Source organism: Erythrobacter sp. W302b, assembly GCF_046452395.1.
Lineage (GTDB): Bacteria > Pseudomonadota > Alphaproteobacteria > Sphingomonadales > Sphingomonadaceae > Erythrobacter.
The window spans coordinates 311,098-337,661 of record NZ_JBKFDH010000001.1; the positions used below are offsets into that span (position 1 = coordinate 311,098).

At 66.6% G+C, this 26,564-nt stretch carries 26 protein-coding genes and 1 pseudogene; 18 read left to right on the top strand and 9 right to left on the bottom strand.

All coding sequences use genetic code 11. The annotated features are described in order from the left end of the window. Positions 1-60: 60 nt before the first annotated feature. Positions 61-1,152 (bottom strand): porin, encoded by a 1,092-nt coding sequence (locus ACLBKT_RS01545; protein ID WP_410181223.1) that lies wholly within the window; start codon positions 1,150-1,152, stop codon positions 61-63. Between the two features lie 374 nt (positions 1,153-1,526). On the opposite strand from ACLBKT_RS01545, the gene ACLBKT_RS01550 reads away from it, so the two are divergent. From ACLBKT_RS01550 to ACLBKT_RS01595, 10 genes and pseudogenes are all read left to right on the top strand, one after another. After that, the gene (locus ACLBKT_RS01550; RefSeq protein ID WP_410181224.1) at positions 1,527-2,522 is read left to right on the top strand and encodes a hypothetical protein; all 996 of its coding nucleotides are present in this window, start codon (positions 1,527-1,529) and stop codon (positions 2,520-2,522) included. Beyond that, complete coding sequence (locus ACLBKT_RS01555) at positions 2,512-3,282, top strand: 7TM domain-containing protein (RefSeq protein ID WP_410181225.1); 771 nt, start codon at positions 2,512-2,514, stop codon at positions 3,280-3,282. The genes ACLBKT_RS01550 and ACLBKT_RS01555 overlap by 11 nt, the downstream gene beginning before the upstream one ends. A gap of 4 nt (positions 3,283-3,286) precedes the next feature. Beyond that, a complete protein-coding gene (locus ACLBKT_RS01560; protein ID WP_410181226.1) occupies positions 3,287-4,285 on the top strand; it encodes a sugar-transfer associated ATP-grasp domain-containing protein in 999 nt (332 codons plus the stop codon). A 236-nt stretch (positions 4,286-4,521) separates the two neighbouring features. Beyond that, a complete protein-coding gene (locus ACLBKT_RS01565; RefSeq protein ID WP_410181227.1) occupies positions 4,522-6,174 on the top strand; it encodes a glycosyltransferase family 2 protein in 1,653 nt (550 codons plus the stop codon). Beyond that, entirely contained in the window at positions 6,164-7,798 is a 1,635-nt protein-coding gene (locus ACLBKT_RS01570; RefSeq protein ID WP_410181228.1) for a tetratricopeptide repeat protein, read from the top strand. The genes ACLBKT_RS01565 and ACLBKT_RS01570 overlap by 11 nt, the downstream gene beginning before the upstream one ends. Positions 7,799-8,092: 294 nt before the next feature. Then, positions 8,093-8,872 (top strand): annotated as a pseudogene (locus tag ACLBKT_RS01575) (glycosyltransferase family 2 protein); the annotation flags it as partial. Continuing rightward, complete coding sequence (locus tag ACLBKT_RS01580) at positions 8,869-10,020, top strand: hypothetical protein (protein ID WP_410181229.1); 1,152 nt, start codon at positions 8,869-8,871, stop codon at positions 10,018-10,020. The pseudogene ACLBKT_RS01575 and the gene ACLBKT_RS01580, both read left to right, overlap by 4 nt. A 109-nt stretch (positions 10,021-10,129) precedes the next feature. Continuing rightward, the gene (locus ACLBKT_RS01585) at positions 10,130-11,047 is read left to right on the top strand and encodes a sulfite exporter TauE/SafE family protein (protein WP_410181230.1); all 918 of its coding nucleotides are present in this window, start codon (positions 10,130-10,132) and stop codon (positions 11,045-11,047) included. A 16-nt stretch (positions 11,048-11,063) separates the two neighbouring features. Beyond that, positions 11,064-11,822 (top strand): TIGR02186 family protein, encoded by a 759-nt coding sequence (locus tag ACLBKT_RS01590; protein WP_410181231.1) that lies wholly within the window; start codon positions 11,064-11,066, stop codon positions 11,820-11,822. 102 nt (positions 11,823-11,924) lie between these two features. Then, positions 11,925-13,619: an ATP-binding protein gene (locus ACLBKT_RS01595; protein ID WP_410181232.1), complete on the top strand. Its 1,695-nt coding sequence runs from the start codon at positions 11,925-11,927 to the stop codon at positions 13,617-13,619. Positions 13,620-13,663: 44 nt separating this feature from the next. Here the strand turns inward: ACLBKT_RS01595 and ACLBKT_RS01600 are convergent, their stop codons facing one another. Both ACLBKT_RS01600 and ACLBKT_RS01605 read right to left on the bottom strand, forming a co-directional pair. Next, positions 13,664-14,398: a 7-carboxy-7-deazaguanine synthase QueE gene (locus ACLBKT_RS01600; protein WP_410181233.1), complete on the bottom strand. Its 735-nt coding sequence runs from the start codon at positions 14,396-14,398 to the stop codon at positions 13,664-13,666. Positions 14,399-14,568: 170 nt separating this feature from the next. After that, complete coding sequence (locus ACLBKT_RS01605) at positions 14,569-17,313, bottom strand: valine--tRNA ligase (RefSeq protein WP_410181234.1); 2,745 nt, start codon at positions 17,311-17,313, stop codon at positions 14,569-14,571. Between the two features lie 111 nt (positions 17,314-17,424). On the opposite strand from ACLBKT_RS01605, the gene ACLBKT_RS01610 reads away from it, so the two are divergent. The 6 genes from ACLBKT_RS01610 to ACLBKT_RS01635 are packed head-to-tail and all read left to right on the top strand — an operon-like array spanning position 17,425 to position 21,525. Further along, positions 17,425-18,537 (top strand): MlaE family lipid ABC transporter permease subunit, encoded by a 1,113-nt coding sequence (locus ACLBKT_RS01610; protein WP_410181235.1) that lies wholly within the window; start codon positions 17,425-17,427, stop codon positions 18,535-18,537. Between the two features lie 15 nt (positions 18,538-18,552). After that, positions 18,553-19,347 carry an ABC transporter ATP-binding protein gene (locus ACLBKT_RS01615; RefSeq protein ID WP_410181236.1) on the top strand — a complete coding sequence of 265 codons (795 nt, stop codon included), beginning with the start codon at positions 18,553-18,555 and terminating at the stop codon, positions 19,345-19,347. 50 nt (positions 19,348-19,397) lie between these two features. Further along, entirely contained in the window at positions 19,398-20,348 is a 951-nt protein-coding gene (locus ACLBKT_RS01620; protein WP_410181237.1) for an MlaD family protein, read from the top strand. A 14-nt stretch (positions 20,349-20,362) separates the two neighbouring features. Next, positions 20,363-20,962: an ABC-type transport auxiliary lipoprotein family protein gene (locus tag ACLBKT_RS01625; RefSeq protein ID WP_410181238.1), complete on the top strand. Its 600-nt coding sequence runs from the start codon at positions 20,363-20,365 to the stop codon at positions 20,960-20,962. Positions 20,963-21,019: 57 nt separating this feature from the next. Then, positions 21,020-21,220 (top strand): hypothetical protein, encoded by a 201-nt coding sequence (locus ACLBKT_RS01630; RefSeq protein WP_410181239.1) that lies wholly within the window; start codon positions 21,020-21,022, stop codon positions 21,218-21,220. Positions 21,221-21,237: 17 nt separating this feature from the next. Further along, positions 21,238-21,525 carry a hypothetical protein gene (locus ACLBKT_RS01635; protein WP_410181240.1) on the top strand — a complete coding sequence of 96 codons (288 nt, stop codon included), beginning with the start codon at positions 21,238-21,240 and terminating at the stop codon, positions 21,523-21,525. Here ACLBKT_RS01635 and ACLBKT_RS01640 read toward each other — a convergent pair. The 6 genes from ACLBKT_RS01640 to crcB are packed head-to-tail and all read right to left on the bottom strand — an operon-like array spanning position 21,515 to position 25,352. Further along, positions 21,515-22,228, bottom strand: a complete 714-nt coding sequence (locus tag ACLBKT_RS01640) for an ATP12 family chaperone protein (RefSeq protein ID WP_410183627.1) — start codon at positions 22,226-22,228, stop codon at positions 21,515-21,517. The two genes, ACLBKT_RS01635 and ACLBKT_RS01640, sit on opposite strands and share 11 nt — an antisense overlap. After that, a complete protein-coding gene (locus tag ACLBKT_RS01645) occupies positions 22,228-22,467 on the bottom strand; it encodes a hypothetical protein (protein ID WP_410181241.1) in 240 nt (79 codons plus the stop codon). Before ACLBKT_RS01645 ends, ACLBKT_RS01640 begins: the two co-directional genes overlap by 1 nt. Continuing rightward, the gene (locus ACLBKT_RS01650; RefSeq protein ID WP_410181242.1) at positions 22,464-23,123 is read right to left on the bottom strand and encodes an HAD-IA family hydrolase; all 660 of its coding nucleotides are present in this window, start codon (positions 23,121-23,123) and stop codon (positions 22,464-22,466) included. The genes ACLBKT_RS01645 and ACLBKT_RS01650 overlap by 4 nt, the downstream gene beginning before the upstream one ends. Then, positions 23,120-23,719 carry an FMN-binding negative transcriptional regulator gene (locus ACLBKT_RS01655; RefSeq protein WP_410181243.1) on the bottom strand — a complete coding sequence of 200 codons (600 nt, stop codon included), beginning with the start codon at positions 23,717-23,719 and terminating at the stop codon, positions 23,120-23,122. The genes ACLBKT_RS01650 and ACLBKT_RS01655 overlap by 4 nt, the downstream gene beginning before the upstream one ends. After that, entirely contained in the window at positions 23,719-24,942 is a 1,224-nt protein-coding gene (locus ACLBKT_RS01660; RefSeq protein ID WP_410181244.1) for an RluA family pseudouridine synthase, read from the bottom strand. Before ACLBKT_RS01660 ends, ACLBKT_RS01655 begins: the two co-directional genes overlap by 1 nt. Continuing rightward, positions 24,939-25,352 carry a fluoride efflux transporter CrcB gene (gene crcB / locus ACLBKT_RS01665; protein WP_410181245.1) on the bottom strand — a complete coding sequence of 138 codons (414 nt, stop codon included), beginning with the start codon at positions 25,350-25,352 and terminating at the stop codon, positions 24,939-24,941. The genes ACLBKT_RS01660 and crcB overlap by 4 nt, the downstream gene beginning before the upstream one ends. Before the next feature lie 239 nt (positions 25,353-25,591). On the opposite strand from crcB, the gene rpsU reads away from it, so the two are divergent. Together rpsU and ACLBKT_RS01675 are read left to right on the top strand one after the other, a co-directional pair. Continuing rightward, on the top strand, positions 25,592-25,798 hold the full coding sequence (rpsU, locus tag ACLBKT_RS01670; RefSeq protein WP_067402220.1) for a 30S ribosomal protein S21: 207 nt from the start codon (positions 25,592-25,594) through the stop codon (positions 25,796-25,798). Positions 25,799-25,935: 137 nt separating this feature from the next. After that, a complete protein-coding gene (locus ACLBKT_RS01675; RefSeq protein WP_410181246.1) occupies positions 25,936-26,550 on the top strand; it encodes an FKBP-type peptidyl-prolyl cis-trans isomerase in 615 nt (204 codons plus the stop codon). The last annotated feature ends 14 nt before the right edge of the window (positions 26,551-26,564 follow it).

The window sequence follows — 26,564 nt, forward strand, 5'->3', positions numbered from 1 at the left end:
AAAAAGCCCGGGCGGTCGCCTGAGCGCCCGGGCTTTTGCGCTTGCTCCAGCAACAGCGCGTCAGATCGTGAAAAGCACCTCGACCACAGTGGCGATGCCGCTGTCGGTAGAGATAAGGAACCGCTCCTCGCGGATCGAGACGATATCTGCGCGGATTTGGATGTTGGGGTGCAGCTGATAAAAGCCGCCGACGCCGATCAGCCGGTTCTCTCGGTCGGATGCCCTGGTGAGGGCGACACTGCCAGCAGCGCCCCACTCTGGCGTCACCCAGCCCACTCCGCCGTTCACTTCCCACTGGTCGAACCCGCGGTCGAGCCGGTTGGAATCGCCGCGGTCCACGTAAGCCGCACCGATCCGCAGGGGACCACGGCGGGCCTCCGCCCCTACGCTCCAGCTGTTGAGATCGGCGCGGGTGGTGACCGGATCGGCGTCGCCCGTGGCATAGCCACCGCTCGCACCGAGGATCCAGTCGCCCACCGGCTGCTGGTACTGCACCCCGAATTCAAAGGCATCGTTGACCTCGATGCGGTCGCGCGAATCCACCGCGACAGCGTTGCGGCGCACTTTGGGCGAATAGGACACCCCGCCGCGCAAGCCCCCGACGGGAGGCGAGAGGTAGATCACCTTGAAGGCGTCTTGTGTGTCGAGCGCGCGCAGCAATGCCTGTGTCCCGGCATAGCGTGAGAACTCGCCGCGCACCTGCCCCAGCGCCACCAGCGGTGCGGCAAAGGCGAGGGTATCGGCCGGCCCGTCCTGTAGGCCCACCTCGACGCGGCCATAGTCGCTCGCCGCAAAGCCGTAGATTTCGCCCGCTTCGAGCACTTCGGAGGCGCGACGGCGACTGTTCTGTTCCGCGTTCACGCCAAGGATGATCCCGCCGGGCGAGGTCCACTGAGCGTTGAGCCGGGCGAACAGGTCGACCTTGGCGTCGGGAGAATCGGTAGCTGGATCATCATCGTCGAACACCGCTCCCTGCGCTGCGGCGCCTGCAGTCAGGCGGATGTCGATCCCCTCCCACTGCACTTCGAGCCGGGGCAGTGCCTTGGTTTCCTGTTGCTCGTCGGCCTGCGCCTGTGCCGCCGTTGCGCCCGCGATCGCCGTGCCGAGTGTCGCTACGCTGTAAAGGCTTAGGATCTTTGCGTTAATTGTCATCTTCAAACCTTCAGGAAATGGCCGGCTTGGCCGTTGCAACATAAAATAACCTATTTTAGATTTTGTGCCCGGTTCCTGAAAAGAATTGCTCCGCTCGCACCCGACGAGGTGGTCGCGCAGCAGCGAGGTGTGCGCCAGCGATGCGACGTCGCCGTGATCCCCATAGCGCGGATTATGCAAAGGATCGGGGGGGCATGGCTGCGACACGGGGCTCCTCCTGTTGCAGGACTGACCTGCGTTAACGGGCTGGGACCTGCGTAAATTCCCCCCATGAGAGGCAAAATTTTTCTGGCCGGGTTTAGGGAATAAGCCCACTGCCTGCTCCGTTTGGCTTGCGAACCGGCGCTATCGCCGAGCCGCAACAGGAGCCTTTCGTGACCTCTCGCAACCCCGTGCCCCCCCGACTCCTGCAAGCCATCGCGCTGGCGGTTCCCTTGGTATGCTTCGCCACCGCCGCCCTCGCCGAGACCGCCGTGCCAGACCAGGATTCTCAAGGTAGCACCATCGATGACGAGATCGATGACGTCGCTGCCGCCAAAGCGGGTTCCGGCTGGAGCCTCGATCCCGGTCTCAGGCTCACCGCGCGCGGCGTCACCGCACGCTCGACTGCGCCTGCCGAGGACGAGGTGGTCGATGGCAACGCGCTCGCCGTGGTCATCACCCCTTCAGTGGTGCTCGCCAAGGACGAAGTGACCGTGACGCTGCGCAATGCGACGACCAGGCTCGAATTCGAGGACGTAGGCCGCACCGACCGCTGGCAGAACGCCGCGCGCGCCGCGATCAGCTTTGACCTTTCCGACGCAACCCGCCTCACCGCTTTCGGCGAGCGCAGCGACAATATCCTCGCCGCGGAATTCACCTCGACGGACGAATGGGAATTCGGCGGGGAGATCATGCACAGTCTCGATGCTGCGAACCGCCTAGCGCTGGGCGCCAGCTGGCGGACGCGCAGCTATGACGATGCGGCGGGCTCCAGCGGTGACGGCATCCGCGTCGACGGCGAATACCGCTACCGCTTCGGGCCGAACCATTATGCCTTCCTGCGCGGGCGCTATGACGCAATCAATTCGTCCGAGGCGCGCCGCAACCTCACCCGCTGGCTGGCCGAGGCGAGCTACCAGCGCCCGATTGCCAGCGACCTGCGCCTGCGCGGCGAGCTCAGCTACCAGCGGCTCGACTTCGGCGGCCGACCGGTAGCGGGCGGCGGCGTGCGCGAGGACGAACTGTTCTGGCCCGAGCTGACCCTGGTCTGGAGCCCCGGCCCGTGGCGTATCGCCGGAGAGGCCCGTTACGTTGTCCGCAATTCCACCGATCCGGCGTTCGACCGGTCGGGCTACCGCTTCGAAGTGGAGGTTTCCCATGCGTTCTGATGATCTGACCCTGCCGGGCGATATTGCATTGCAGCGCGCGGGCTATGCCCTTGCCGCTTCTCTGGCCGCGACCTTCGGGGCGATTGTCTGGGCGCTGTTTGATCCTTCCGACAACATCGTCACCGGTGCGGTGATCGCGATGTTCGGCGATCCCTCGCGTCCGTGGGACCTGCCGGGGATGCACCTGCTGCTGGTGATGCCGTTGGGCGCGACGGTGGTGGTGTTTGTGCGCTCTGTGCTGGGGTGGAAGACGTTTGGTCTGTTCACCCCGATGCTGCTGGCACTGGCCTATCTGCAATCCGGGCCGATTGCCGGGCCGGTTGTTTCGACCTGCGCAATCCTAGTCGGGATGCTGGCGGTGCCTTTCCTCAAGCTGCTGAACCTCTCGCGCGTCGGCTTTCTCGGCACGCTGATTGCGATTGTCGTCTCGGCGCTCGGGGCGATGGCCCTGAAGTTCGACCAGCCCGCGCTCGTCAGTGCTTTCCCGGTGGTGGTCACCGCGCTGATCGTCGAGCGGTGGTGGAACGCTTACGAGGCCGATGGTCCGAAGAAGGCCGTGCGCATGACTATCGCGACGCTCGGTGTCGCCATCGCGATCCAGCTGCTGGTCGCTGCTCCGCCGGTGGTGTGGCTGGCTACCGAATTGCCGCTGGGGCTGCCGCTGGCGAGCACCGCGCTGATGATCGTGCTGGGCCGCTATCAGGGCCTGCGCCTCTCCGAAATTGCGCGCTTCCGCGCGGCTGCACAGGCAGGAGTTTGACATCATGACCGTCCTAGGAATGAACCGCCGCAATGCCCTGATCGCCCGTCTCAACCCGCGCGAGGCGATCAAGGGGGTCAACCAGAAGTTCGAGACCAAGCAGCGCCTCGCAGCTGCTGGGGTGCCGGTGCCGCCGACCCTCGCGCTGATCGCGGGCGAGGCCGAGGCGGCGGGTTTCGACTATGCCAGCCTACCCGATGCCTTCGCGATCAAGCCCAATCGCGGGCGGCGCGGGGAGGGCGTGATCCTCGTTGACGGCCGTTGTGAAGGCGGCTGGCGCAAGCTCAATGGCGATGTGCTCACCGAAAAGGCGTTGCGCGCGCATGTCACACGGATCCTCGCCGGAGAGCTATCGCTCGAAGGCGGCAATAGCGACACTGCGCTGATCGAGCCGCTGATCCGAACCCACACCGATTTTGCGCGATTGGTGCCGTTCGGCCTCCCCGACATCCGCATCATCTGCCTTGGCGATGTCCCGCTCATGGCGATGACCCGGCTGCCGACGCAAGAGAGCGGGGGCCGGGCGAACCTCCACCAGGGTGCGGTGGGCGCAGCGATCGACTTTCGCGACGGGACGATTTTCCGCGCCGTGCTGGGAAAGAACGAGGTGTTCGACCACCCCTCTACCGATGCTGCGTTGATCGGTGCGCGGCTGCCGTTCTGGAACGAGACCGTCGCCGCCGCAAGGCGCTGCTCGGGTGCGCTGGGACTAGGCTATGTCGGGGTCGATCTGGTGATCGATGCCACGCGCGGCGTGCAGGTGCTCGAATGCAATGCCTACCCGGGGCTCGAGATCCAGAACATCAATGGTGCCGGGCTAGGGTCGCGGATCGCTCTGATCGAGCGCCTGCAACGCGAGCGCGCCCGCGCCCCGCGGCGGGCGGGACCGAGGACTGCGGTGCGGCCGGTCCATGATTGGCGCGCCGCACTGCGGGACGCCGCCCGCAAGATCACTAACCGAGTGGCCGGCGCTTTGGCGCGGCCCGCGACGCTCGCAGCCTAATCGCCGGGCGGCGAAGTTTTTCGAGAGCGCCGGGAATAGGCCACCGGCCTGAACCGTTAACCCTATGCCAGCCGGAACGACCCGACCGGCTGGCACCCTCACTTCCCGTCGCGGGTCGGCGGCGGGTCTTCCCTCATGTTCAGGAGAAGACCGTGCATGTCACGCCGATCCCCCATGCCCAGCGCCCACACCCCCTCCGTCCCTCCGGAGAGCAAGCCTATCGCCGGTGGCCGGCCATGAAGCGCGCAGATGTCGCGATTTTCGCCGCCCTTGCGCTGTGGTGCGCGCTGTTCGCCCTCACGATCGTGCAATACGAGCCGGGCGAGCGCCCCGTGAGCTGGCGCGAATGGCTGCTGGCTGCCGCGCTTCACCTGCCATTCGTCGCGATCCTCTCCTTCCTTTTCTTCGGCCTGATCGAGCGCTTCGACTATTTCCGCATCGCCGCCCGTCCGCCACGCCCTGGCAATCTGCCGCGCCGCACGCCCAAGGTCTGCGTGCAATTGCCCATGTTCAACGAGGATGCCGTCGCTGAGCGCGTCATCGCCGCGGCCTGCGCGCTGGACTGGCCGCGCGCAAGCCTCACGGTGCAGGTGCTTGACGATTCCACCGACGAGGCAACCAAGCTGAGGGTGCGCGCTTTCTGCAAGGCCATCGCCACGAGCACCGGTGTCGATTGCCGCTGGATCCACCGCACCGACCGACAGGGTTACAAGGCCGGAGCGCTCGAGGCGGGGCGGCACATGACCGACGCCGAATTCTTCGCGATCTTCGATGCCGATTTCATCCCGCCGCCCGATTTCCTGACCCGTGCGATCCCGCATTTCTACGACATCACCGGCCGCGCCATCGCCGACCTTGCCGTGGTGCAGGCACAATGGGGCCACCTCAACGACCGCGAGAGCTTGCTCACCTGCGCACAGGCTCTGTGGGTGGACGATCACCATACGCTCCAGAAGACCTGGCGCAGCGGGGTGATCGGCTTCGTCAACTTCACCGGCACCGCCGGGGTGTGGCGGCGCGCGGCGATCGAGGCGGCGGGCGGCTGGCGCGCAGCCAGTCTGGTGGAGGATTGCGAGCTGTCGATCCGCGCCCTGTTTGCCGGATACCGCACGCGGTTCGTGGGCACCATTGTCGCCCCGGCCGAGCTGCCCTCGACCATCGCCGCCTACCGCTCGCAGCAGAAGCGCTGGACCCAAGGCTGGGCCCAGCTTCAGCGGCTGCACATGCGCACCCTGCTGACGCGCTACCCCACGCCCTTCGCCCGCCGCCTCTACCTTACCTATTTCGCCGGGATCTGCTGGCAGTGGTTCCTGTGGACCGCATGGATCATGGTGCTGCCCTTCCTCATCGCCACAGGGTTGTGGCTGGGCGCGCTCGGGATGGAGCTGGCGGTGGCTGCCTATGTCTTGCCGCCGCTGTTCTTTGCGGTGCTTGCCGGGATGATCGCCGCCAACGAGGCGCGTCCAACCTATGCGCTCCACGGCCGCAACGGTTGGCGCGCGCGGCTAATGCGGATGGCCCGCGTGGTGCCCTACATGATCCTCAACACCGGCATGATGCCGCATCACTTCTGCGCCTTTCTCGAGGGGATGTTCGGACCGCTCCATGCCGAGTTCGTGCGCACACCCAAGACCGCCGCGACCGATAGGGCGGGCACAGCGAGGACCACTAGGGCCGCGCGCCCCAAGGCCCGGATGAAGGACACGGCCTATCTCAAGTTCGAGCTGTTCTTCTGCCTCACCCTCGTCGCCTGGGCAGGGTTCTTCGTCCACGCCGGACAGGCCTTAGCGGCCTTCTGGTCGCTATGGATCCTCGCCTGCGTGGTCGGTCTGCGTGCCGCGCCTGCGCTCTCAGCCCTGCTTGCCAAGGATGCTGCCCATGCTCGCTAAGACCCCCCTCGCTTGCCTGCTGCTGCTGGGCACTGCCCTTGCCGCTGCCCTGCCCGCTGCCCCGGCGCTGGCGCAGGATGCCGCCGAGACGGCGCTCGCCGAGGCCCGCGGCGCCGCCGACGCCGGACGTTCGGCCGAGGCGATCGCGCCCTATCGCGAGGCAATGCGTCAGGCGCGCGAGGAGCGTCCCGACTGGCGGCTCGAACTCGCCGACCAGCTGACCTGGGCGGGCGATCTCGATGCGGCGGTGCAAGAATATCGCGCGGTTATCGCCAGCGGGCGGGGCGATCTGATGCGCAAGGCGCAGACCGGTCTCGGCCGCGTGCTGGCACGGCGCGGTGACCATGCTCCCGCGGTCGCTGCCTTCGATACCGCGCTGGCGCTAGATCCCGCCGACCTCGAGGCGGCGCTGCTGCGCGCGCAGGCGCTGTCGTGGGACAACCGCCAAGCCGAGGCCGAGGCGGGCTATCGTGCGCTGCTGGCCAAGGACCCGGCCGATGAGCGCGCACTGCTCGGCCTTGCGCGGGTGCAGACCTGGCGCGGGCGGCAGCGCGCGGCGCTCGCGACCCTCGCGCAGCTCCCCGATGCGCCCGCCAATGCGACCGAGGCCGTCACCATCACCGCTGAGGCGCAGCAATGGCTGGGCCGGCCTGACCGCGCCGCGGCCACGCTGCGCGCTCGCCTCGCCGAGGCACCGGGCGATGATCGCGCCCGTTGGCTGATGGGCCGGCTGGAGCGCGACATGCGCAGCGAGGTCCGTCTGGATGCCCGCCGCTTCGATCAGTCCGACGGGCTCAATGTCGCACAAATCAACCTCGGTGCAGATTACCGCTTTGCCGATGGACGCGGGCGGATCGGGCCGCGGCTGCAACATGCCACCTTCGATCCCACCGACGCCCCCGGCGACACGTTCACCGTCACCCGCATTGCGGCGAACGGCGGGTGGCGCCTGTCGAACGCGGTCGATCTCAATGCTACGATCGGCGTCGACAGCATCGTTGCGCCGGGCCCCGGTGGGGCGGAGGAATTCCTGACGTACGATGCCTATGCCTCGTTCTTCGCCGAAGACCGCGTGCGGATCGACCTCGGCGTCCAGCGCTTCACGCTCGACAGCGAGCCGACGCTGCGCAATCGGGTTATCGCGAACCAGATCAAGGCCTCGGCCGATGTCCTGCCGACCGAGCGCAGCCGTCTCACCGCCCGCGCCGCCACCGCCGATTATAATGACGGCAACCGCCAATGGTGGTGGCAGGCTGAGTTCGAGCAGCGCCTCGCGCTCGCGCCGCGCGTCCATGTCGGGGCGCGCTACACCGGCACCAGCTTCCGCCTCGTTGGTCAGCCGGGCTATTTCAGCCCCGGAGAGTATCACGCGCTCGAGGCGACGCTGCGGATCGACGGGCAGGCGGGCCCGCGAACCTGGTATGGCCTGCGCGCCAGCGCCGGGGCGGAGCGCGACGTCGGCAGCGCCGAGCGCTTCATTCTCAGCACCAGCGCCTACCTGCGCCAGCAGCTCACGCCCGCCGTCGATATCGAGGCAGCTTACGACTACAGCTCGTCGAGCGCGGCTTCCTCGACCGGTTTTGAACGCGGCATCGGCCGGATCAGTCTGATCGCACGGTTCTGAGACCGGCCCGCAGATGCGGCGTTCTGGATTCCAGCTACCGTCCTGAGTGAGTATGAACGAACCGCGTTTCCGAAAGCATTATGTCGGCTTCTGGTGAAACCAGACATTCAGTTCGGCGGCCGTGAGTGACTGGGTCTGGTCGAATGGCGACGCATTGCTCGGCTGCGTTCGACGGCAGCTATTGCGTTCTATCATCCGAAAGCGGTCAGGCGGCTCCCCCTCCAGTTTCGGTCATTGAGCTGAGGTTATTCGCTTCCCGAAAGCGGACATCTTAGTTGCGATAACGCATCATTCGTTGAAGCCCACGGCAAGGCGCTGGTGGTGCGCGATGCCTTGGGCGCGGGCATTCCGGGGGCGGGCGTGGGCTGCGCTGTCTCCCGCCGCGCGCTTGACCGCCTGGTGGAGCGTCACAGCGCCGGCGGCGGCGGGGGCCTGCCCTTTGCCAGCGACTCGCTGACCGAGGATTACGAGCTGGGGCTCGCTATTGCGGCGGCGGGCGGGCGCTGCCGCTTCATCCGGGCACGCGGCGTGGATGGGCGGCTGATCGCGACCCGCGCCTTTTTCCCGCACCGCTTCGACACCGTCGTGCGGCAGAAGAGCCGCTGGGTGCTCGGCATCGCGCTGCAAGGCTGGGACCGCGTCGGCTGGGCGGGCGGGGCGAGCGAATTCTGGATGCGCGCGCGCGACCGGCGCGGGCCGTTGACGGCGCTGGTGATGCTGGTGGGCTATGCGCTGGTGCTGCTGACCGGCGTGATGGGGGCCATCGTCGTGACCGGCATTGCCGAACCCGCACCGCTGACCCCGGCGCTGAGGGCGGTGTTGATCGCCGATAGCGCCGCCTTCGTGTGGCGGATCGCGATGCGGTTCGCGTTCACCGCGCGCGAATATGGCATCAGCGAGGGGCTGCGGGCGGTGCTGCGTCTGCCGCTGGCCAACGTCATCGCGATCATCGCCGGCCGCCGCGCGGTCTTTGCCTATGCCCGCACGCTCGGCGGCCGGGCGGCGGTGTGGGACAAGACCGAGCATGATGCCCATCCGGTCTCGCTGGTGGGGATACCGGCCGGGCGATCATGACGGCGGGGAGCAACACCGCGCACGCCCATGTGCACGTCCGGGGCGGACCGCTGGTGATGCTGGTGGTGCTGGTCAGCGGATGGAGCGCGGCGCGGGCGGTGTGGTGGGACAATCCGTTTCTGCCCTCAGTCCCCGGCCGCGATCTGCCCGTCCTTACCCCAAATCCGCCGACCGCGACATTGATCGCCGCGCCACCCGCGCCGCTGCTGCCGCTTGCGCCAGAACGGCGGGGAGCAGGCGTGCTGCCGATTGCCTCCACCGCAATGGTCTGGCGCGCTGACGTATCCGGGGGCGGCGGTAGCGACGGCGAGATTGCGGTGGCACAGCAAGGGCTGAGGCCCGCCACTCTGCGCGATTTGACCCGGGACGGCGCCGTGATCGCCGGGATCGAAGTCACACTCCCGACCGGCCATCGCGATTGGCCCGCTGCCGCGCCATTCGTCCCGGCACGCCCCGCCGCGCCCCCGCCTGCTCCGGCCAGACGGTGGTCGGTCGATGCCTGGGCGTTCTGGCGTCAGGGTTCGAACGCCGCGCCGATCTCGCAGGGGCGGGTGCCGATCTATGGCGCGAGCCAGGCGGGCGCGGTGCTGCAATATCGCCTCACCCCCGCCTCCCCGCATGACCCGCGGCTCTACGCCCGGGCCTATCGCGCGCTGGTGCGCAGGGGTGAAAGCGAGCTGGCGCTGGGCGCTTCGGCCCGCCCGCTGGGCCGCGCCCCCCTGCGGCTGGCGGGCGAGCTGCGCTATACCGACGGGGCGTTCAGCGACTCTTGGCGACCGGCCGCCTATGTCGTCAGCGACCTGGCGCCGATGCCGCTGCCCTATGGTGCGCGGCTGGAGGCCTATGGTCAGGCGGGCTGGGTGGGCGGCCCGGACCCCACCGGCTTTGCCGACGGGCAAGCGAGCGTAACCGGCGAATGGCCCAAGGTCGCCGGGTTGACCGGCGATGCGGTGCACCTCAGCCTTGGCGCGGCGGCATGGGGCGGGGCACAGAAAGATGCAGAGCGGATCGACATCGGCCCGACTGTGCGGCTCGATCTCATGCTGGGCGAGGTGCCCGCGCGCCTTTCGGTCGATTGGCGGGAGCGTGTGGCGGGCGATGCCGGGCCGGATTCCGGGCTGGCCGCGACATTATCGACCCGGTTCTGATCGCTGCGGGCCGATCAAGCCGCCGAAACACGCAAAACCGCCGCCTCACCAACAGGAACGCGCTGCCGCTGACTTTCATCACCTTCGCCGCTGGTCTACCCTCCCGCGCATGGACGTTTACCTGCCCATCGCGAATCTCTCGGTCAACGGCCTCTATATCGTGCTGCTGGGCGGGCTGACCGGCATCCTGTCGGGCCTGTTCGGGGTCGGCGGCGGCTTTCTGACGACGCCCCTGCTGATCTTCTACGGCATCCCGCCGACAGTGGCTGCGGCGTCGGCGGCGACCCAAGTGACCGGCGCGAGCGTTTCGGGCGTGCTCGCCCATTCGCGCCGCAAGGGGGTGGACTACCGCATGGGCGGGGTGATGGTTGGCGGCGGGATTGTCGGCGCGCTGATCGGAGCGGGCCTGTTCCGGGTGCTGCAATCGCTCGGGCAGATCGATGTCGTGATCTCGATCCTCTATGTGCTGATGCTCGGCTCGATCGGGATGCTGATGATGCGCGAGGCGGTGAGCGCGCTGCGCCCCGGCCTGCTCGGCAGAGCGGGCGTGCAGGTGAAAAAGCGCCGCCACCACCCGCTGGTCGCGAGCCTGCCCTATCGCTGGCGGTTCTATGCCTCGGGGCTGTATATCTCGCCGCTGGCCCCGGCGATCCTCGGGATGCTGGTCGGTATCCTCACCATGCTGATGGGCGTGGGCGGCGGGTTTCTGCTGGTGCCGGCGATGCTCTATATCCTCGGCATGAGCGGCAATGTCGTCGTGGGCACCTCGCTGTTCCAGATCCTGTTCGTGACGATGGTGACGACGATGACTCACGCGCTGACGACCAAGGCGGTCGATCTCGTACTGGCGGCGCTGCTGCTGCTGGGATCGGTGCTGGGGGCGCAGTTCGGCACCCAGATCGCGCTCAAGGCCAAACCCGAATACCTGCGCCTCGCGCTCGCAGCGCTGGTGCTGCTGATTGCGCTGAGGATGCTCTATGGGCTCGGCGTGCAGCCCGACGAAATCTACACCGTGGTTCCGCTGTGAGGGCTGCGCGGTGAGCATGGCAGGGCGGCTGATCCTGCTGGCGGTCGCCTGGGCGACGCTGTCAGCGCAGCGAGAACCCATTCTGGTGCCCGCTGTCAGCCAGTCGCGCATCGAGGTGCGGCAGGGCTTCACCGGTGCGCGGCTGCTGCTCTACGGCGCGGTGATCGATCCGTCGGGCACCGGCCGCGCCGGGGATTATGACATCGTCGTCGTCCTCAAGGGCCCGACCGAGCCGGTGCGCATCCGCGAGAAGGAACGCATCATCGGCATCTGGGCCAATGCCGGGTCGAGCGACTTTCGTTCCGCTCCCGCGTTCTTCGCGGTCGCCTCCTCCCGCCCGGTCGGCGAGATCGTCGATCAACGCACGGCGGCGATTTACGAGCTTGGCACGGATTTCATCCAGCTTTCGCCCTCCGGCCAGATCGATCCGGTGGAACAGGCCCGCTTTGCGCAAGGTCTGGTCGAATTGCGGCGGCGGCAGGGGCTTTATCAGGAGAACCCGCGCGGAGTGAGCATCGCGGAAAAGGTGCTTTATCAGGCGCGCATCGATCTGCCCTCCAACGTCACCACCGGACGCTATACCGCCGAAACCTTCGCCATCGCCCGCGGCCGGGTGCTGGCGAGCGCGACGGCGCGGATCGAGGTGGTCAAGGCCGGGCTGGAAGGACAGGTGGTGTCGGCGGCCCAGCGCTGGTCGTTCCTCTATGGCCTTGGCGCGATTGCGCTTTCGCTCGGGATGGGGTGGCTCGCCGGCCGGCTGTTCGCCCGCGCCTGATACCGCCAGCGCACCGACAGGCCCCCGCAATGTTGACGCGATCTTAACCTCGTCTCTCTTATCTCCTGCCTGCTCCAACGGGAGCGTCAAGGGAATGCGCGGATGACCGATCACGGCAGGCAAGATTTCGAGCGCTTCACCGGCCCCAATTCGGCGGGTGCGGAAGAGGGGGCATCGGCCCACGCCATCAGCCAGGACAATGCGCGGCTGCCTATCGGCGTGGTGCTTGAGATTTCGGGCTCGGGCTCGCAGATCGCGCTTGATCTTCAGCGTCTCAACGATTGCATGAAGGACGCCGATCCCTCGATCGCGCTGGCCGGACAGGTCGGCAGCCAGATCAAGATCCGCGTCGGCGATGCCTGGCTGCTCGCCAACGTCCGCGACCAGCGCAAGGACCGCCGCAGTGATGGCGGGATCATCGCCCATATCGATTTTCTGGGCGAAGGCGGCGAGGAAAAGCTGACCGGGCGGATCAATGGCTTCAAGCGCGGGGTCACCCGCTATCCGATCCCCGGCGCGATGATCTATCCCGCGACCACTCGCGATCTTGAACAGATCTACGCCAGCGATGGCCGCGCCAGCATCACCATCGGCAAGGTGTTCCCGACCAAGGACATCCGCGCCGGGCTCTATATCGACGCGATGCTCGGCAAGCACTTTGCGCTGCTCGGATCGACCGGGACCGGCAAATCGACCAGCGCCGCGCTGATCCTGCACCGCATCTGCGAGGCCGCGCCCAAGGGTCATATCGTGATGATCGACCCGCACGGCGAATACAGCGCCGCTTTCCGCACCACGGGACAGATCCTCGATGTCTCCAACCTTCAGATGCCCTATTGGCTTATGAACTACGAGGAGCATTGCGAAGTGCTGCTGTCGAGCAGCGGGAACGAACGTCAGGTCGACGCCGACATTCTCGCCAAGGTGCTGCTCGCCGCGCGCTCGAAAAGCCGGTTGGCGCAGACCATGGGCAAGATCACGGTGGATTCGCCGATTCCCTATCTGCTGTCGGACTTCAGCAACATCCTTCAGGATGAGATGGGCAAGCTCGACAAGGCCACCTCGTCCGCGCCCTATATGCGGATCAAGCAGAAGCTCGACGAGATCAAGGCCGATCCGCGCTACCAGTTCATGTTCTCAGGCATGCTGGTGGGCGACACGATGGTCGATTTCATCGGCAAGATCTTCCGCATGCCCGGTCACGGCCGCCCGATCTCGATCATCGATGTGTCGGGCGTGCCCTCCGATATCACCTCGACCGTGGTGGCGGTGCTGTCGCGCCTGGTGTTCGACTTTGCGATCTGGAGCCGCGACGAAAAGACCCGGCCCGTGCTGCTGGTGTGCGAAGAAGCGCACCGTTATGTCCCCAACGAGAAGAACGCCGATGGATCATCCGTCGGCAAGATCCTCAGCCGGATCGCCAAGGAAGGCCGCAAATACGGCATCAGCCTCGGCCTGATCACGCAGCGTCCCTCCGACCTCGCCGAAGGCGTGCTGTCGCAGTGCGGCACGATCATTGCGATGCGCCTCAACAACGACCGCGACCAGGCCTTCGTGCGCGCCGCGATGCCCGAAGGCGCGCGCGGCTTTCTCGATTCGATCCCGGCGCTGCGCAACCGCGAATGCATCATCTGCGGCGAAGGCGTGGCGATCCCGATCCGCGTGACCTTCGACAATCTCGAAGAACACAAGCGCCCGGCCTCCGAAGATCCCAGCTTCGTCGAACTGTGGAGCAAGGACGGCGGCGAAGAAGAACTGGTCGAGCGCGTGGTGATGCGCTGGAGAAGTCAGGGTTAAGGGGCTGCTGCTTGCGCCCGCGCCTCCGCGGTCACGCAGGCAAACTAGGTGCCCCGCGTATCCCCATAGAGGTGAATATGCAGCCGGTCGCTCATGCGGAACCCGTGCTTGAGGCATAGCTCCGAAAGCCACGCCTGCCGCGCGCGCAGTGTGGCGCTGTCCGTCCCCTCGGCCATCAGGAACACGCGTTCGGGTTTGAAGCGGTAGCGTCGCTGCAATGCCAGCACCTCGTCCACATCCTCAGGCGCGGCGATCACGAACTTCAGGAAGGCGCGGGGGTCCGCCGCCCATGCGTCGAGGCGTTCGGGGATCAGCGCGAGGTCGGCCGGGTTGCCGCTATGCGCCAGTTTCGGGCTGACATTGTACTGGTCGACCCGCACATCCAGCCGTGCAGGGCTTGCGACCATACCGTTGGTCTCGATCTCCACCGCAATGTCCGGCAGGTGCGCCAGCATCTCGGCCAGCGCGCCCGCCTGCAACAGCGGCTCGCCTCCGGTGATGACGAGGCGCTTCTGGCCCAGCGCGGCGATCCGCTCAGCTGTCTCCGCAGGCGAGAGCGTCACCTGATTGGCCTTGCGCGCAAAGGCGATCCCGTCGCGATGCGGGCGGTTGTCGCCCTCGAAGCGCCACGTATAGGCCGTGTCGCACCAGGTGCAGGCGAGGTTGCAACGCGACAGCCGCACGAAGGCGACCGGCATCCCGGCGCTCGGCCCTTCGCCTTGCAGCGAGGCGAAGATCTCCGGCCCGCCGGTGTCGTCCGTGGCAAGGGTGAGGGTCATGGCACCCCTCCGTCAGCCGCCTGCGGCGTCTGCCACCTCCCCATTGCTGCGCAACGGGGAGGGACTTCCGGTCTCAAGCAGCGAAGCGGTAGGCCGACAAATACGTCCCTCCCCGTCCCGAAGGGATGGGGAGGTGGCAGCGCGAAGCGCTGACGGAGGGGTAAGCAAGCTCACCCCAGCCGCGCCAGCGCCGCGGTCAGCCGCTCGACCTCGCCCGTGTGGTGGGCGAGATCGGCGCGGGCCTTTTCGACCGCTTCGGGTTTGGCCTTCTCGGCGAAGGCGGGGTTGGAGAGGCGCCCGTCGAGGCTCTTGGCCTCCTTGGTGCTGGCCGCCAGCGCCTTTTCCAGCCGCGCCTTTTCGGCCGCGATATCGACGATCCCTTCGAGCGGGATCACGAACACGTCCTCACCCGCAGTCACCTGCATGGCGGGGCCAGCGGGGGCCTCGCCGATGGTCACCGGGGTGAGGCGCGCGAGGCGCTCGATGGCCGCGCTGCTGCGCTCGATGGTGCGGGTTGCCACATCGGATGGCGCGGCAAGGAATGCCGCCAGCTTGGCCCCCGGCGCGATGCCGAGCTCGTTCTTGGCGCTGCGGGTGTTGGTGGTGAGGTCGATCACCCAGTCAATCGCGTCGGTCGCCTCTTTCGAGACTTCCGCTTCCGGGGCGGGCCACTGGGCGAGGATCAGCTCGTAATCGCGCGCGCCCAGCTTGTGCCACAGCTCTTCGGTGATGAAGGGCATGAAGGGGTGAAGCATGACGAGGATCTGGTCGAGCGCCCACCCGGCGACCGCACGGGTTTCCACCGCGGGCGCGCTGTCGGCGTCCCCGGCGAAGACCGGCTTGATGAGCTCCAGATACCAGTCGCAGAACTTCGACCAGGTGAACTGATAGATCGCATTGGCCGCCGCGTCGAAGCGCAGGTCGGCCATCGCCTTTTCGATCTCGGTGACGCAGGCCTGCACCTCGCCGATGATCCACTGGTTGGCCGCGAGGCGCGCTGCCGGAGCCTTGATCGTGTCCGAGGCACCGATGCCGTTCGACTGGCAGAAGCGCGCCGCGTTCCACAGCTTGGTGGCGAAGTTGCGGTATCCCTCGACCCGCTTTTCATCCATCTTGATGTCGCGGCCCTGGCTCTCCATCGCCGCCATGAAGAACCTGAGGGCGTCGGCGCCATACTGGTCGATGAGGCCGAGCGGATCGACCACGTTGCCCTTGGACTTCGACATCTTCGCCCCATCCGCCGCGCGCACGAGGCCATGGAGATAGAGCGTGTCCCAGGGCTTCTGGCCCATATTGTAGAAGCCCATCATCATCATGCGGGCATCCCAGAAAAACAGGATGTCGAAGCCCGAGATGAGGAGCGAGTTGGGGAAGTGCTTCTGCAGGAGCGGCGCGCCGTCCTCCGGCCAGCCGAGCGTGGCGAAGGGCCACAGCGCGGAGGAGAACCACGTGTCGAGCACGTCCTCGTCCTGCGTCAGCGCGACGCCTTCACCCGCCTTGGCCTGCGCGGCCTCGGCGGTTTCGGCGACGAAGCAGCGGCCATCCTCGGCGAACCACGCCGGAATCCGGTGCCCCCACCACAGCTGGCGCGACACGCACCACGGCTGGATGTTCTCCATCCAGTTGAAGAAGGTCTTCTCCCAGGTCTTGGGCACGATCTGGATGTCGCCCGAGCGCACGGCTTCGATCGGCTTCTTCGCCAGTTCCGCTGCGTTCACATACCACTGGTCGGTCAGCCACGGCTCGATCACCACGCCGGCGCGGTCGCCGAAGGGGGTCGCGATCTGGCGCGGCTCGGCGTCGTGCTCGACGTCGTTGCCTTCCTTGTCCTTGGTGACATGCGGGATGAGGAGGCCGAGCGCCTTCATCCGCGCCACCACCAGCTCGCGTGCACCGTCGACGCCGTCGCGCTTGAAGCGGTGGAGGCCGAGGAATTCATCCGGCACCAGCCCGTCCGCCGTCTGGCACACGTTCGCCTCGGCATCGAGCATGTTGAGCATCTCGGCGGGCGCGATGCCGGCGCGCTTGCCGACTTCGAAGTCGTTGAAGTCATGCCCCGGGGTGATCTTGACGCAGCCGCTCCCCAGCTCCGGATCGGCGTGTTCATCGGCAATCACCGGGATGCGGCGGCCGGTCAGCGGCAGGATCACGTGCTTGCCGATCACGCTCTGGTAGCGCTCGTCCGCGGGGTTCACCGCCACGGCCATGTCGGCGAGCATCGTCTCGGGCCGGGTGGTGGCGACTTCGAGATAGTCGCGCCCGTCGTCGAGCGTTGCGCCGTCGGCGAGCGGATATTTGAAGTGCCAGAAGCTCCCCGCAATCGTCTGCGTCTCGACCTCAAGGTCGCTGATCGCGGTCTTGAGTTTCGGGTCCCAGTTCACCAGCCGCTTGTCGCGGTAGATGAGGTCGTCGTTGTAGAGGTCGACGAAGGTTTTGATCACCGCCTTGGTAAAGTGCGGGTCCATCGTGAACTGCTCGCGGCTCCAGTCCATCGAGCAGCCAAGGCGGCGCAGCTGGTTGGTGATCGTGCCGCCGCTTTCAGCCTTCCACTCCCACACCTTCTCGACGAAGGCCTCACGCGAGTAATTGGTGCGCTTGTCCTGCCGCGCTTCCATCTGGCGTTCGACCACCATCTGCGTGGCGATGCCCGCATGGTCGGTGCCGACCACCCACAGCGCGTCCTTGCCGCGCAGCCGCTCATAGCGGATCACCACGTCCTGCAAGGTGTTGTCGAGCGCGTGGCCGATGTGGAGCGAGCCGGTCACATTTGGCGGCGGGTTGACGATGGTGAAGGCCTCGGCATCGGGCCGCTCGGGCCGGAACAGGCCGTTCGCCTCCCAATGGGAATACCAGCGCGCCTCGATTTCGGCGGGGTCAAACGTGGTCGGGAGAGTGGGTTGCACAGTGTCGCTCATGATGCCCCGCGCCATGCCAGCACCTATGTTGCGATGCAATGATGGAAGGCAATTGCGGTTCGGCGCGAGAGCCTTGCCGGGGGCGAAAAATCACCCCATAGCTGCCATCCGATGCAGGACGCCGCGCAATATACGCTGGAGGAAGCAGGCGCGGACACCGCCCGGCTGGTGCTGTCAGGGCGGCTGACGCTGGCCAATATCGGCCCTATCGAATCCGACCTCAAGCGCATCAACGGCCCGCTCGCCAGCATTGATCTGGCCGCGGTGGACGAGATCGACACGGTCGGTGCCTGGGTGGTGTGCCGGCTCGCACGCGAACACAATTGCGACATCACCGGCGCGAGCGAGGCGGCCGAGCGGCTGCTGACTGCGATGCGCGGGATCGACGCGCGCGGCGATACCCGCGCCCCCCGCCTGCCCGTGTGGGAACGTGTGCCCACGGCGTTGGGTGAAAAGGTGTTCGGGGCGCGCCGCGGCATTTACGGCGTGGTCGGTTTCTTCGGTCAGATCCTGCTCGGCGGGGCCAGTCTGCTGCGCCACCCGACCCGCTTTCCGATCAAGGCGCTGGTGCACCAGATGGAACTGGTCGGCGTGACCGCTTTGCCGATCATCGGGTTGATGAGCTTCCTGATCGGCATTGTCATCGCGCAGCAGGGCTCGGTCCAGCTCGAACAATTCGGTGCCGAGGCGCTGACGGTGAACCTTGTCGGCCGCATCACCTTGCGCGAGCTCGGCGTGCTGATGACCGCGATCATGGTCGCGGGCCGATCCGGCAGCGCCTTCGCCGCGCAGATCGGGACAATGAAACTGACAGAGGAGATCGACGCGATGCGCACCATCGGCGTCTCGCCGATCGAGGTGCTGGTGATCCCGCGCATTCTGGCGGCGACGTTCATGATGCTGCTGCTGGGCTTCTATTCCTCGCTGATGGCGATCATCGGCGGCGCGGTGGTGGGCGACCTGACGCTCGGCATTCCGTTTGTGACCTTCCTGCTCCGTATTCAGGAGGTGGTCCCGACCCATGACCTGTGGGTCGGGCTAATCAAGGCTCCGGTGTTCGGGCTGATCGTGGCGCTGGCGGGCTGTTATCACGGGATGCAAGTGCGCGGCGATTCCGAGGAAGTGGGCCGCCGCACGACCATGGCCGTGGTCTCGGCGATCTTTGCGGTGATCGTGCTCGATGCGTTTTTCGCGGTGTTCTTCACCGAAGTCGGGTGGGGCTGAGCGATGGCGGGCGACATGCATCACGAGGACGCGGACTACCCCATCGTGGTCGAAGGGCTGGTCAACCGCTTCGGCGATGTGACGGTGCACGACGGACTCGATCTGAAGGTGCGGCGCGGCGAGATCCTGGGCGTGGTCGGCGGCTCGGGCACGGGCAAATCGGTGCTGATGCGCTCGATCATCGGCTTGCAACGGCCGAGCGAGGGGCGGATCGATGTGCTGGGCCGCACCATCACCGAACTCGATCTGGAACAGGGCATCGGCGTGCGCCGCCGCTGGGGCGTCTTGTTTCAGGGCGGGGCGCTGTTTTCGACGCTGACCGTGGGAGAAAATGTCGAAGTTCCGCTCAGGAAATATTACCCCGATCTCGACCAATCCCTGCGGACCGAGATCGCGCGCTACAAGGTGATCCTTACCGGCCTGCCCGAAGATGCGGTGGCCAAGTTCCCGTCCGAGCTTTCGGGCGGCATGAAGAAACGCGCGGGCCTCGCTCGCGCTCTGGCGCTCGATCCTGAATTGCTGTTTCTGGACGAACCGACCGCCGGGCTCGACCCGATCGGCGCGGCGAAGTTCGACCGGCTGACCCGCGAACTGAAGGAAACGCTGGGCCTGACCGTATTTCTCATAACCCATGATCTCGATACGCTTTACGAGATATGCGACCGGGTGGCGGTGATTGCGGAGAAGAAGATTATCGCGGTTGGCACCATCCCGGAACTGATCGCGACGAAGCATCCTTGGATCGAAGAATATTTCGGCGGTCCGCGCGGCCGCTCTGCTCATGACGCGCACCTCAGGAGCCAGGCATGAGCCGGATAGTAATGGACAAGCGCGCCGCCTGCGCCGCATAGGAAACGCACATGGAAACCAGAGCCAATCATCTGTGGGTCGGTGCGGTGACGCTGGTGTTGCTGGCGGTGCTGGCCGCCTTCATCGTCTGGATCGCGCGGCTGGGCGAAGGCAAGCAGGACGAATTCGACATCTTCTATGGCCAGTCGGTCTCCGGCCTCGCCAAGGGCAGTCAGGTCAGCTTTGCGGGTGTGCCGGTGGGCCAGGTGACCGAAATCGCGCTGGCCAAGGACAATCCCGAATTCGTCCGGGTGCGGATCAAGGTCGGGGAAGATGTACCGATCCTTGTCGGCACGCAGGCAACTATTCAGGCGAGCTTTACCGGCGTGTCGACGATCCTGCTGGATGGCGCGCGCAAGGACAATCCGCCGATCACCTGTGAGACCACCGCCTGCCCTGAAGGCCGCCCGGTGATCCCCCCGGGACGCGGCGGCTTTGGCGAGATCGTGGCGAATGCGCCGCTGCTGCTCGAACGGCTGGCGACCTTGACCGAACAGCTGAACACGATCCTCGGCCCAGAGAACCAGGAAGAACTGGCGGGCATCCTCAAGAACACCAACCGCCTGACTGGCGGGCTGGCCGATGCGGCGCCGGAATTGACCGCGAACCTCAAGGAATTCCGCGTCACGATGCAGGAATTCAACCAGACGCTGGATGCCGCTGAAAAGCTGGCGCTCACCACCGACACGCTGATGAGCAAGGAAGGCGAGCCGCTGGCGCGCGAACTGCGGGAGACGCTGAAGTCGGCCAATGCCGCGCTCGCGTCGCTCGCGGCGACGCTCGAGGACACCCGCCCGGCGGCGCGTCAGCTGCGCACCAGCACGCTGCCCAATGCCGAGGCGACCCTGCAGGACCTGCGTGCCACCAGCCGCGCGCTGCGCGCGATCACCGAGAAGCTCGAAAGCGAAGGTGCGGGCGCGCTGGTGGGCGGCAAGTCGCTGCCCGACTACAAGCCGAAATGAGGATGACCGCTGCCATGACCTTCCTGACCCGGCCAATCCTGCTTGCTCCGCTCCTTCTGCTGGCGCTGCCCGGCTGCATCAGCCTTGGCGGAGAGCCGCCTGAAAGCCTGCTGACGCTGAACCCCGAAGTCCGCGCGCCGGCCGGGCAGGGCATCGCTCAAGGTGGGGAGCGCCCGGTTGTCGCGGTGCTGACCTTCGATACGCCTGCCAAGCTCGACGTGCTGCGGGTGCCGGTCGAGGTCAGCGCAACCGAACTGGCCTATCTGCAAGAGGCGTTCTGGGTGGAAAAGCCTGCCCGCCTGTTCCGGCGGCTGGTGGGGGAAACCATCCGTTCGCGCGGCGCGGCAATGGTGGTCGATGGCGACGATACGGCGATGTTGGCAACCGTGACCTTGCGCGGCACGCTGATCGATATGGGCTACGAGGCGCGCACATCGGAGGCGGTGGTGCGGTTCGATGCGGTGCGGGTGGACAAGGAAGGGGCAGTCACCACCCGTCGTTTCGAAGCGCGCGAGGGGGGCGTGACCGCCGATACCCGCGCGGTCGGCGCGGCGCTGAATGTCGCGGCGAACCGCGTCGCTGCCGAAGTGGCGGATTGGGTCGCGGGAGGGTGAAGGCCCAGCGTCACTGATGGACTTGAAAATCCAGAGAATTTTTGCTAATACTTAGACATGGAAAAAGTCCGCTCAGATGACCGGCAGGGGATGTTGTTCTCCCAGACCGGCCTCGCTGCAAATTCTGCTCTCTCGGGCGTGGGTGCTGGCGCGGCCATCGTGGCTGCGACCGGTGCCTTGTTTCCCGCTCTCCTTGTCGGAGCGCTTGGTGCCAGTTTGACCTATGTTGTCACCAATCAAATTCGCAAAGAACCTTAGTCGGTCGCTTTTCGGGAGTGTCGCGTTCAATCACGATCTCGGTCTTTGGGGCCGCGTTGGCTACTATTGCCTATTTGTGGCTTGTGCCCCCGCCATGGACTGAACAGGGCATTGCAACAGTCGCAATTGCTGGCTTCAACATTGTCGCCTTGGTTGCGTTGTTCGCGATATTCTATCGGTCGGAAAGCGCCTCGAACGCCCAATTCGGCAAAGAGGTTCGCGAGAACCTGGGTACTATCGTTCCGGCCATGATCATCAGCCTTATCGCGGCGATCTTCTCATTGGTTCGAGCCCTCAACCCTTAGGCTCAACCCGCGCCAACCGCGCAAAGCCATAGGCGCGCAGGAAATCGGCCTCGCGCCGGGCGCGGCGTTCTTCGGCTTCCCAGTCGCGGCCCCACAGGTCGGCCTGCCATTCCTCTTCGAGGCACACCGCCTGCCACAGCGCGCGCGGTTCATCCGCGTGGTCGGCATCGAGCGCGGAAAGCGCGGTCACCAGCGATGCGGCAAGCGTGGTCATTGTCTGCACGCCCGCCAGCGCAAAGGGATCCAGCGCCGCGAGCCGCTGGCGCAGCACGGCCAGAGACGCCTCGGGTTGCGGGCGGTGGAGCACGCCGTTGACCCGGACCAAGGTGATGCCATGCGCCGCTTCGAACGCCGCAAGCAGCGGCTCCCACACCGCGTGCTGGTGCGCGTGGAGCGGCTCGTCGGGATCGGCGCGGTAGCAGAGCGTATCGGTCTCGGCATAGGCGATGAGGCCTTCCGCAATCGCCGCGGGATCGGGCGTGACGACGTCGATCGCATAGTCGGCCAGGTCGCGCAGCGGCAGGCTGGCGGGATCGATTGTGTCGCCCTGCTGCCGCCATTCCGCCGCCAGCGCCTCGCCCAGCGCCGCGGTCGGAACGATCTGCGCCGCGCCGCCGACGGTCTTTACCCCGCGACCGTCAAGCAGCACCTGATAGCCACCCGGTTGCACTCCGAGCGTTGCCTCCTTGTAGAACCGGCGGATCATTTGGGCGTCCCATCTCCAGCCTTGAAGCGGCGCGCGATGAAGCGCGGGAGGAAGAACACCTCGATAAAGCCCACGACCGCGATCACCGCGCCCACCGCATAAGGCAGGTCGATGACCCCGCGCACGATGGCAAAGCCCAGCATCACCAGCGCAACCCCGCTGAACCGCACGAGGTTGATGATGATGAAGCCGGTGCGGGCGCGCGCTTCGGCGAGGTCGCGGTCGGATCGGCTCATGGCAAGGCCTCCTCAAGCGCAGCGGCCAGCGCCTCGGCGGTGCTGACCACCCGCGCCGCGCCGCTCGCCAGCAATTCGGGCGCGGCGTGATAGCCCCAGCCAACGCCAATCCCTGCGACCCCGATACTGCGCGCCATCAGCATGTCGAAACTGGTGTCGCCAATCATCACAGCCTGTTCGCGGGTTGCGCCCGCCTCGAACAGCGCGGCCTCCAGCATGGCGGGATGCGGCTTGGACGGGTGGCGGTCGGCGGTCTGGAGCGAGACGAACAGATTGGCGATCCCATGGGTCGCGAGGCAGGCGGCGAGCCCGCGGTCGGACTTGCCGGTGGCGACCGCAAGGCTCCAGCCCGCGCCGTGCAGATTGCGGAGCAGCTCGGCGATGCCATCATAGAGCGGCTCGTCGAGCAAGCCTTCCTCCCGCCGCGCACGGAAGCTCGAACGGTAGAATTCGGTAACGGCGCGGTTCTGATCCTCGGTGAGATCGGGCGACAGCGTCCGCACGGCTTGCGGCAGGCTCAGCCCGACAGCGCGGCGCACGGCGGACACCTCGGGCGCGGGCAGGCCGGCGCGGGCAAAGGCGCGCGCCATCGCCCAGCAGACATCCGCCTGCCCATCGACCAGCGTGCCGTCGCAATCGAACACGGCGAGCCTCATGCGGCAAAACCCCGCACCAGATGGGCGAGCGCGGCGTGGCCCGCTGCATCAAGCCCGTCCGCAATCGCCGCGCGCTCTTCGGCGGGCTTGTTCTGCGAAAGCTTGAGCGTCGGGCGCCAGGCCTGCACCTCCAGCTCGAATCCCATGATGCCGCGGAACAGCCCGCTCCAGACCTTGTCCGAGGATTCGCTCGCCAGCCACGGCGCGCCGTCCAGCCGCCCTTCGTGCTTTTCGATCGCGGCGTGGAGGAAGGCTTCCAGCCCCTCGTCATCCATGCGCCGCACCCGGCCTTCGAGCTCAAGCGCGATGTAGTCCCAGGTCGGCACGGTGTCGCGGTTGGCATACCAGCGCGGGCTGACATAGGCGTCCGGCCCGTTGACCACGATCAGGGCGGTGCTGCCTTCCAAGTGCCGCGCCAGCGCATTGCCGCGCGCAAGGTGAAACTGCACCGCCCCGTCGCCGGTCGAGAGCAGCGGCGTATGTGCCACCCTCGGCCCGTCGGGGGTCTGGGCGAAGACCATGCCGAAGCCGATCTCGTCGATCAGGCTTTCGCACAGGGCGCGGTCATCGGTGCGGTAGAGCGGATTGGGGTGCATCAGCGAGTCGGCTTGCGGCCTGCTCCCTTGGGCTTGGGCTTGGGCTTGCCTCCCGGCTTGAGGCCCGGTTTGGCCTTGGGCTTGCCCTTGGCCTTCGGCTTGGCGCTCGCATCCCCGCGCGCACGGCGCGGTGCGCGGGCCTCCTTGCGCGCCTGCTTGAAGTGGCGGCGGGCGGCCTGCTTCTTTTCCTCACCCGTCCGTTCGGGCGCCTCGTCACCCATGGGTGAAGCGTCGGACAGGCCCGGGTCAAAGCCCAGCACTTCCATGCTCATGGCAAAGTGCGGCGGGAGCTCGGCGGTCACATCCAGCTTGCCGCCAGTGCCTTCACCGACCTTGGGTTCGGAGATGATGAGGCGGCGCGCGTGCAGGTGCATCTTGCGGCTGACCGCACCGGTGAGGAAGCTATCCGGCCCGCCATATTTGCCGTCGCCCACAATCGGGTGGCCGATCGCGGCCATGTGGACGCGCAGCTGGTGCGTGCGGCCGGTCAGGGGTTCAAGCTCGACCCATGCGGCGCGTTGGCCCGCCCGCTCGACCACGCGGTAACGGGTTTTGGCAGCCGCCCCGTTCTCCTCGTCGATATGCATCTTTTCGCCGCCGGTGCCCGGCTGTTTGGCGAGCGGGGCGTCGATCACGCCTTCGGACAGCTTCGGCACGCCGACAACCAGCGCCCAATAGACCTTGCGCGCCGAACGGCTGGCGAAGCGCTTCGAGTAACTCGCAGCAGCCCCCGGCGTGCGCGCGATCAGCAGCACGCCCGAGGTGTCCTTGTCGAGCCGGTGGACCAGGCGCGGGCGCGGCGCATTGCCCTCGACAAAGGCATCGAGCAGCCCGTCGATATGCTTGGTCGTCTTGCTGCCGCCTTGGGTGGCAAGGCCGGGGGGCTTGTTGAGCACGATCGCGCTCGCCGTTTGGCGGATCACCATGCCCTTGGCCTCGGCGATCTGTTCGGGGCTGAGGCTGCGCAGGCGCGGCGCGGCTTTCCTGGCGGCGGGCGTGTCCTCGCCGCCGGGGGGCACCCGCAGGACCTGACCTTGTTCCAGCCGATCTTCCGGCTTGGCGCGCTTGCCATCCACCCGGATCTGCCCGGTGCGCGCCCAGCGCGACACGGTGGCAAAGCCGATCTGCGGCAGATTGCGCTTGAACCAGCGGTCCAGCCGGATGCCGTCGTCATCTTCGCTGACGGTGAACTGGCGGACGTTATCGGTCGGGGTCTCGGTCATGATGCACTCTGGGCGGCGACAAGGCCGATGATGACCGCTGCCATTCCGGCGACCAGCGAGGCGGCGGCATAGCCGATGGCGAGCAGCGCCTGTCCGCGATGCAGCAGGGTCACAAGCTCGGCGCTGAAAGCGCTGAAGGTGGTGAACCCGCCAAGCAGGCCGACGCCGATCAGCAACCGGACATTTTCGGCCGTCTGCGCCTCCGCACTGCCGCGCGCGAGCCAGCCCACCAACACGCCCATCAGCAGGCTGCCGAGGATATTGACGCCGAGCGTCCCCCACGGGAAGGCGTTGTCCGGCCCGGCCAGATGCGCAACGGCGCGGCCGGCATGATAGCGCAGCACAGAGCCCGCCGCGCCGCCGACAGCGACATTGAGGCTGGCCATGAGAGGGGAGATTTCACCGGACATGGCGCGGCCATAGCGAGCGGCGCGCGATCTGCCTAGCGCGGCTGAAGAACGATTGCGCCAATGCGCGCACGCTGGCGGGTTGCCTTTGGGACGATGTTGGACTATCGGGGCGCGGTTTGGTGGGCGGTCCTGCAAGGGAATCGCCCGCGTATCATTGGTGTTTCACAGGCAATTCACCGCGTATCCCCGCGTGATTCGGGCGGGCTCTGGCGTTTGGAAAATTGAGGTATTCGTCGTTTATGCAAATCATGGTTCGCGATAACAATGTCGATCAGGCCCTGCGCGCGCTCAAGAAGAAGCTGCAGCGCGAAGGCGTTTATCGCGAAATGAAGCTGCGTCGTCACTTCGAAAAGCCCAGCGAAAAGCGCGCCCGTGAAAAGGCTGCGGCTGTGCGTCGCGCCCGCAAGATGGAGCGCAAGCGGATGGAGCGTGACGGGAGCAAATAATCCCGCTGCCAAGCGCGTTCTGCCTCGCAGAACCGCTTGAAACCCCTTTTCCGATCAGTCATCAGGGCGCGGCTTATTCCCGCGCCCTTTTGCCGTCATAACGTGGCGCAAATGTGCCGCCCATCAGGACCGTACCCATGACCGAGATTACCCGCGTTCCGATCAAGCCTGTGGCCAAGGGCTCGCTCACCAAGCTGTGGATCGGGGTCGCGCTTGCGATCGCGGTTGGCGGCGGGCTTGCCTGGTCGGCCGTGCCACGCGGGCTTGACCTTGATGTCGAAGTCGCAGGCACGGGCAAGACCGCGGCCAAGGGCGATGTCGTGTTCGTCAAGTACAAGGGCAAGCTGGCCGCCGATGGCACGGTGTTCGACGAATCGCAGAACATCCCGCTGCCGGTTCAGGGCCTGTTCCCCGAAGGCAATCCTTTCCCGGTTGAAGAAGGCGCGACCATTCCGGGCTTCTTCCAGGGGCTTCAGCAGATGCAGAAGGGCGGCAAGTACACGCTCTTCATCCCGGCCGATCTCGCATACGGCGCGACGCCGCCTCCGGGCACGCCGATCCCGCCCAACGCCGATCTCGAATTCGAGATCGAGGTGATGGACATCATGAGCCGCGCGACCTTTGACCGCAATCTGCAGATCCTCCAGCAGACGATGCAGCAGCAGATGGGCGCCGCTCCGGGCGGTGCTCCCGGTGGCGCAGCGCCGGGCGGCGCGGCAGAGGGTGCGCCTCCGGTCGCGCCGGGCCAGTAAGGGGCGGACGCGCA

Bases quoted from the DNA above. Each gene is read 5' to 3' on its own strand.
- ACLBKT_RS01555 (WP_410181225.1), top strand. From the start codon at position 2,512: ATGCGTTCTGATGATCTGACCCTGCCGGGCGATATTGCATTGCAGCGC.
- ACLBKT_RS01655 (WP_410181243.1), bottom strand. From the start codon at position 23,719: ATGCACCCCAATCCGCTCTACCGCACCGATGACCGCGCCCTGTGCGAA.
- ACLBKT_RS01625 (WP_410181238.1), top strand. From the start codon at position 20,363: ATGACCTTCCTGACCCGGCCAATCCTGCTTGCTCCGCTCCTTCTGCTG.
- ACLBKT_RS01545 (WP_410181223.1), bottom strand. From the start codon at position 1,152: ATGACAATTAACGCAAAGATCCTAAGCCTTTACAGCGTAGCGACACTC.
- ACLBKT_RS01610 (WP_410181235.1), top strand. From the start codon at position 17,425: ATGCAGGACGCCGCGCAATATACGCTGGAGGAAGCAGGCGCGGACACC.
- ACLBKT_RS01620 (WP_410181237.1), top strand. From the start codon at position 19,398: ATGGAAACCAGAGCCAATCATCTGTGGGTCGGTGCGGTGACGCTGGTG.
- ACLBKT_RS01595 (WP_410181232.1), top strand. From the start codon at position 11,925: ATGACCGATCACGGCAGGCAAGATTTCGAGCGCTTCACCGGCCCCAAT.
- ACLBKT_RS01630 (WP_410181239.1), top strand. From the start codon at position 21,020: ATGGAAAAAGTCCGCTCAGATGACCGGCAGGGGATGTTGTTCTCCCAG.
- ACLBKT_RS01565 (WP_410181227.1), top strand. From the start codon at position 4,522: ATGAAGCGCGCAGATGTCGCGATTTTCGCCGCCCTTGCGCTGTGGTGC.
- ACLBKT_RS01660 (WP_410181244.1), bottom strand. From the start codon at position 24,942: ATGACCGAGACCCCGACCGATAACGTCCGCCAGTTCACCGTCAGCGAA.
- crcB (WP_410181245.1), bottom strand. From the start codon at position 25,352: ATGTCCGGTGAAATCTCCCCTCTCATGGCCAGCCTCAATGTCGCTGTC.
- ACLBKT_RS01560 (WP_410181226.1), top strand. From the start codon at position 3,287: ATGACCGTCCTAGGAATGAACCGCCGCAATGCCCTGATCGCCCGTCTC.
- ACLBKT_RS01580 (WP_410181229.1), top strand. From the start codon at position 8,869: ATGACGGCGGGGAGCAACACCGCGCACGCCCATGTGCACGTCCGGGGC.
- ACLBKT_RS01650 (WP_410181242.1), bottom strand. From the start codon at position 23,123: ATGAGGCTCGCCGTGTTCGATTGCGACGGCACGCTGGTCGATGGGCAG.
- ACLBKT_RS01615 (WP_410181236.1), top strand. From the start codon at position 18,553: ATGCATCACGAGGACGCGGACTACCCCATCGTGGTCGAAGGGCTGGTC.
- ACLBKT_RS01675 (WP_410181246.1), top strand. From the start codon at position 25,936: ATGACCGAGATTACCCGCGTTCCGATCAAGCCTGTGGCCAAGGGCTCG.
- rpsU (WP_067402220.1), top strand. From the start codon at position 25,592: ATGCAAATCATGGTTCGCGATAACAATGTCGATCAGGCCCTGCGCGCG.
- ACLBKT_RS01570 (WP_410181228.1), top strand. From the start codon at position 6,164: ATGCTCGCTAAGACCCCCCTCGCTTGCCTGCTGCTGCTGGGCACTGCC.
- ACLBKT_RS01590 (WP_410181231.1), top strand. From the start codon at position 11,064: ATGGCAGGGCGGCTGATCCTGCTGGCGGTCGCCTGGGCGACGCTGTCA.
- ACLBKT_RS01645 (WP_410181241.1), bottom strand. From the start codon at position 22,467: ATGAGCCGATCCGACCGCGACCTCGCCGAAGCGCGCGCCCGCACCGGC.
- ACLBKT_RS01585 (WP_410181230.1), top strand. From the start codon at position 10,130: ATGGACGTTTACCTGCCCATCGCGAATCTCTCGGTCAACGGCCTCTAT.
- ACLBKT_RS01600 (WP_410181233.1), bottom strand. From the start codon at position 14,398: ATGACCCTCACCCTTGCCACGGACGACACCGGCGGGCCGGAGATCTTC.
- ACLBKT_RS01605 (WP_410181234.1), bottom strand. From the start codon at position 17,313: ATGAGCGACACTGTGCAACCCACTCTCCCGACCACGTTTGACCCCGCC.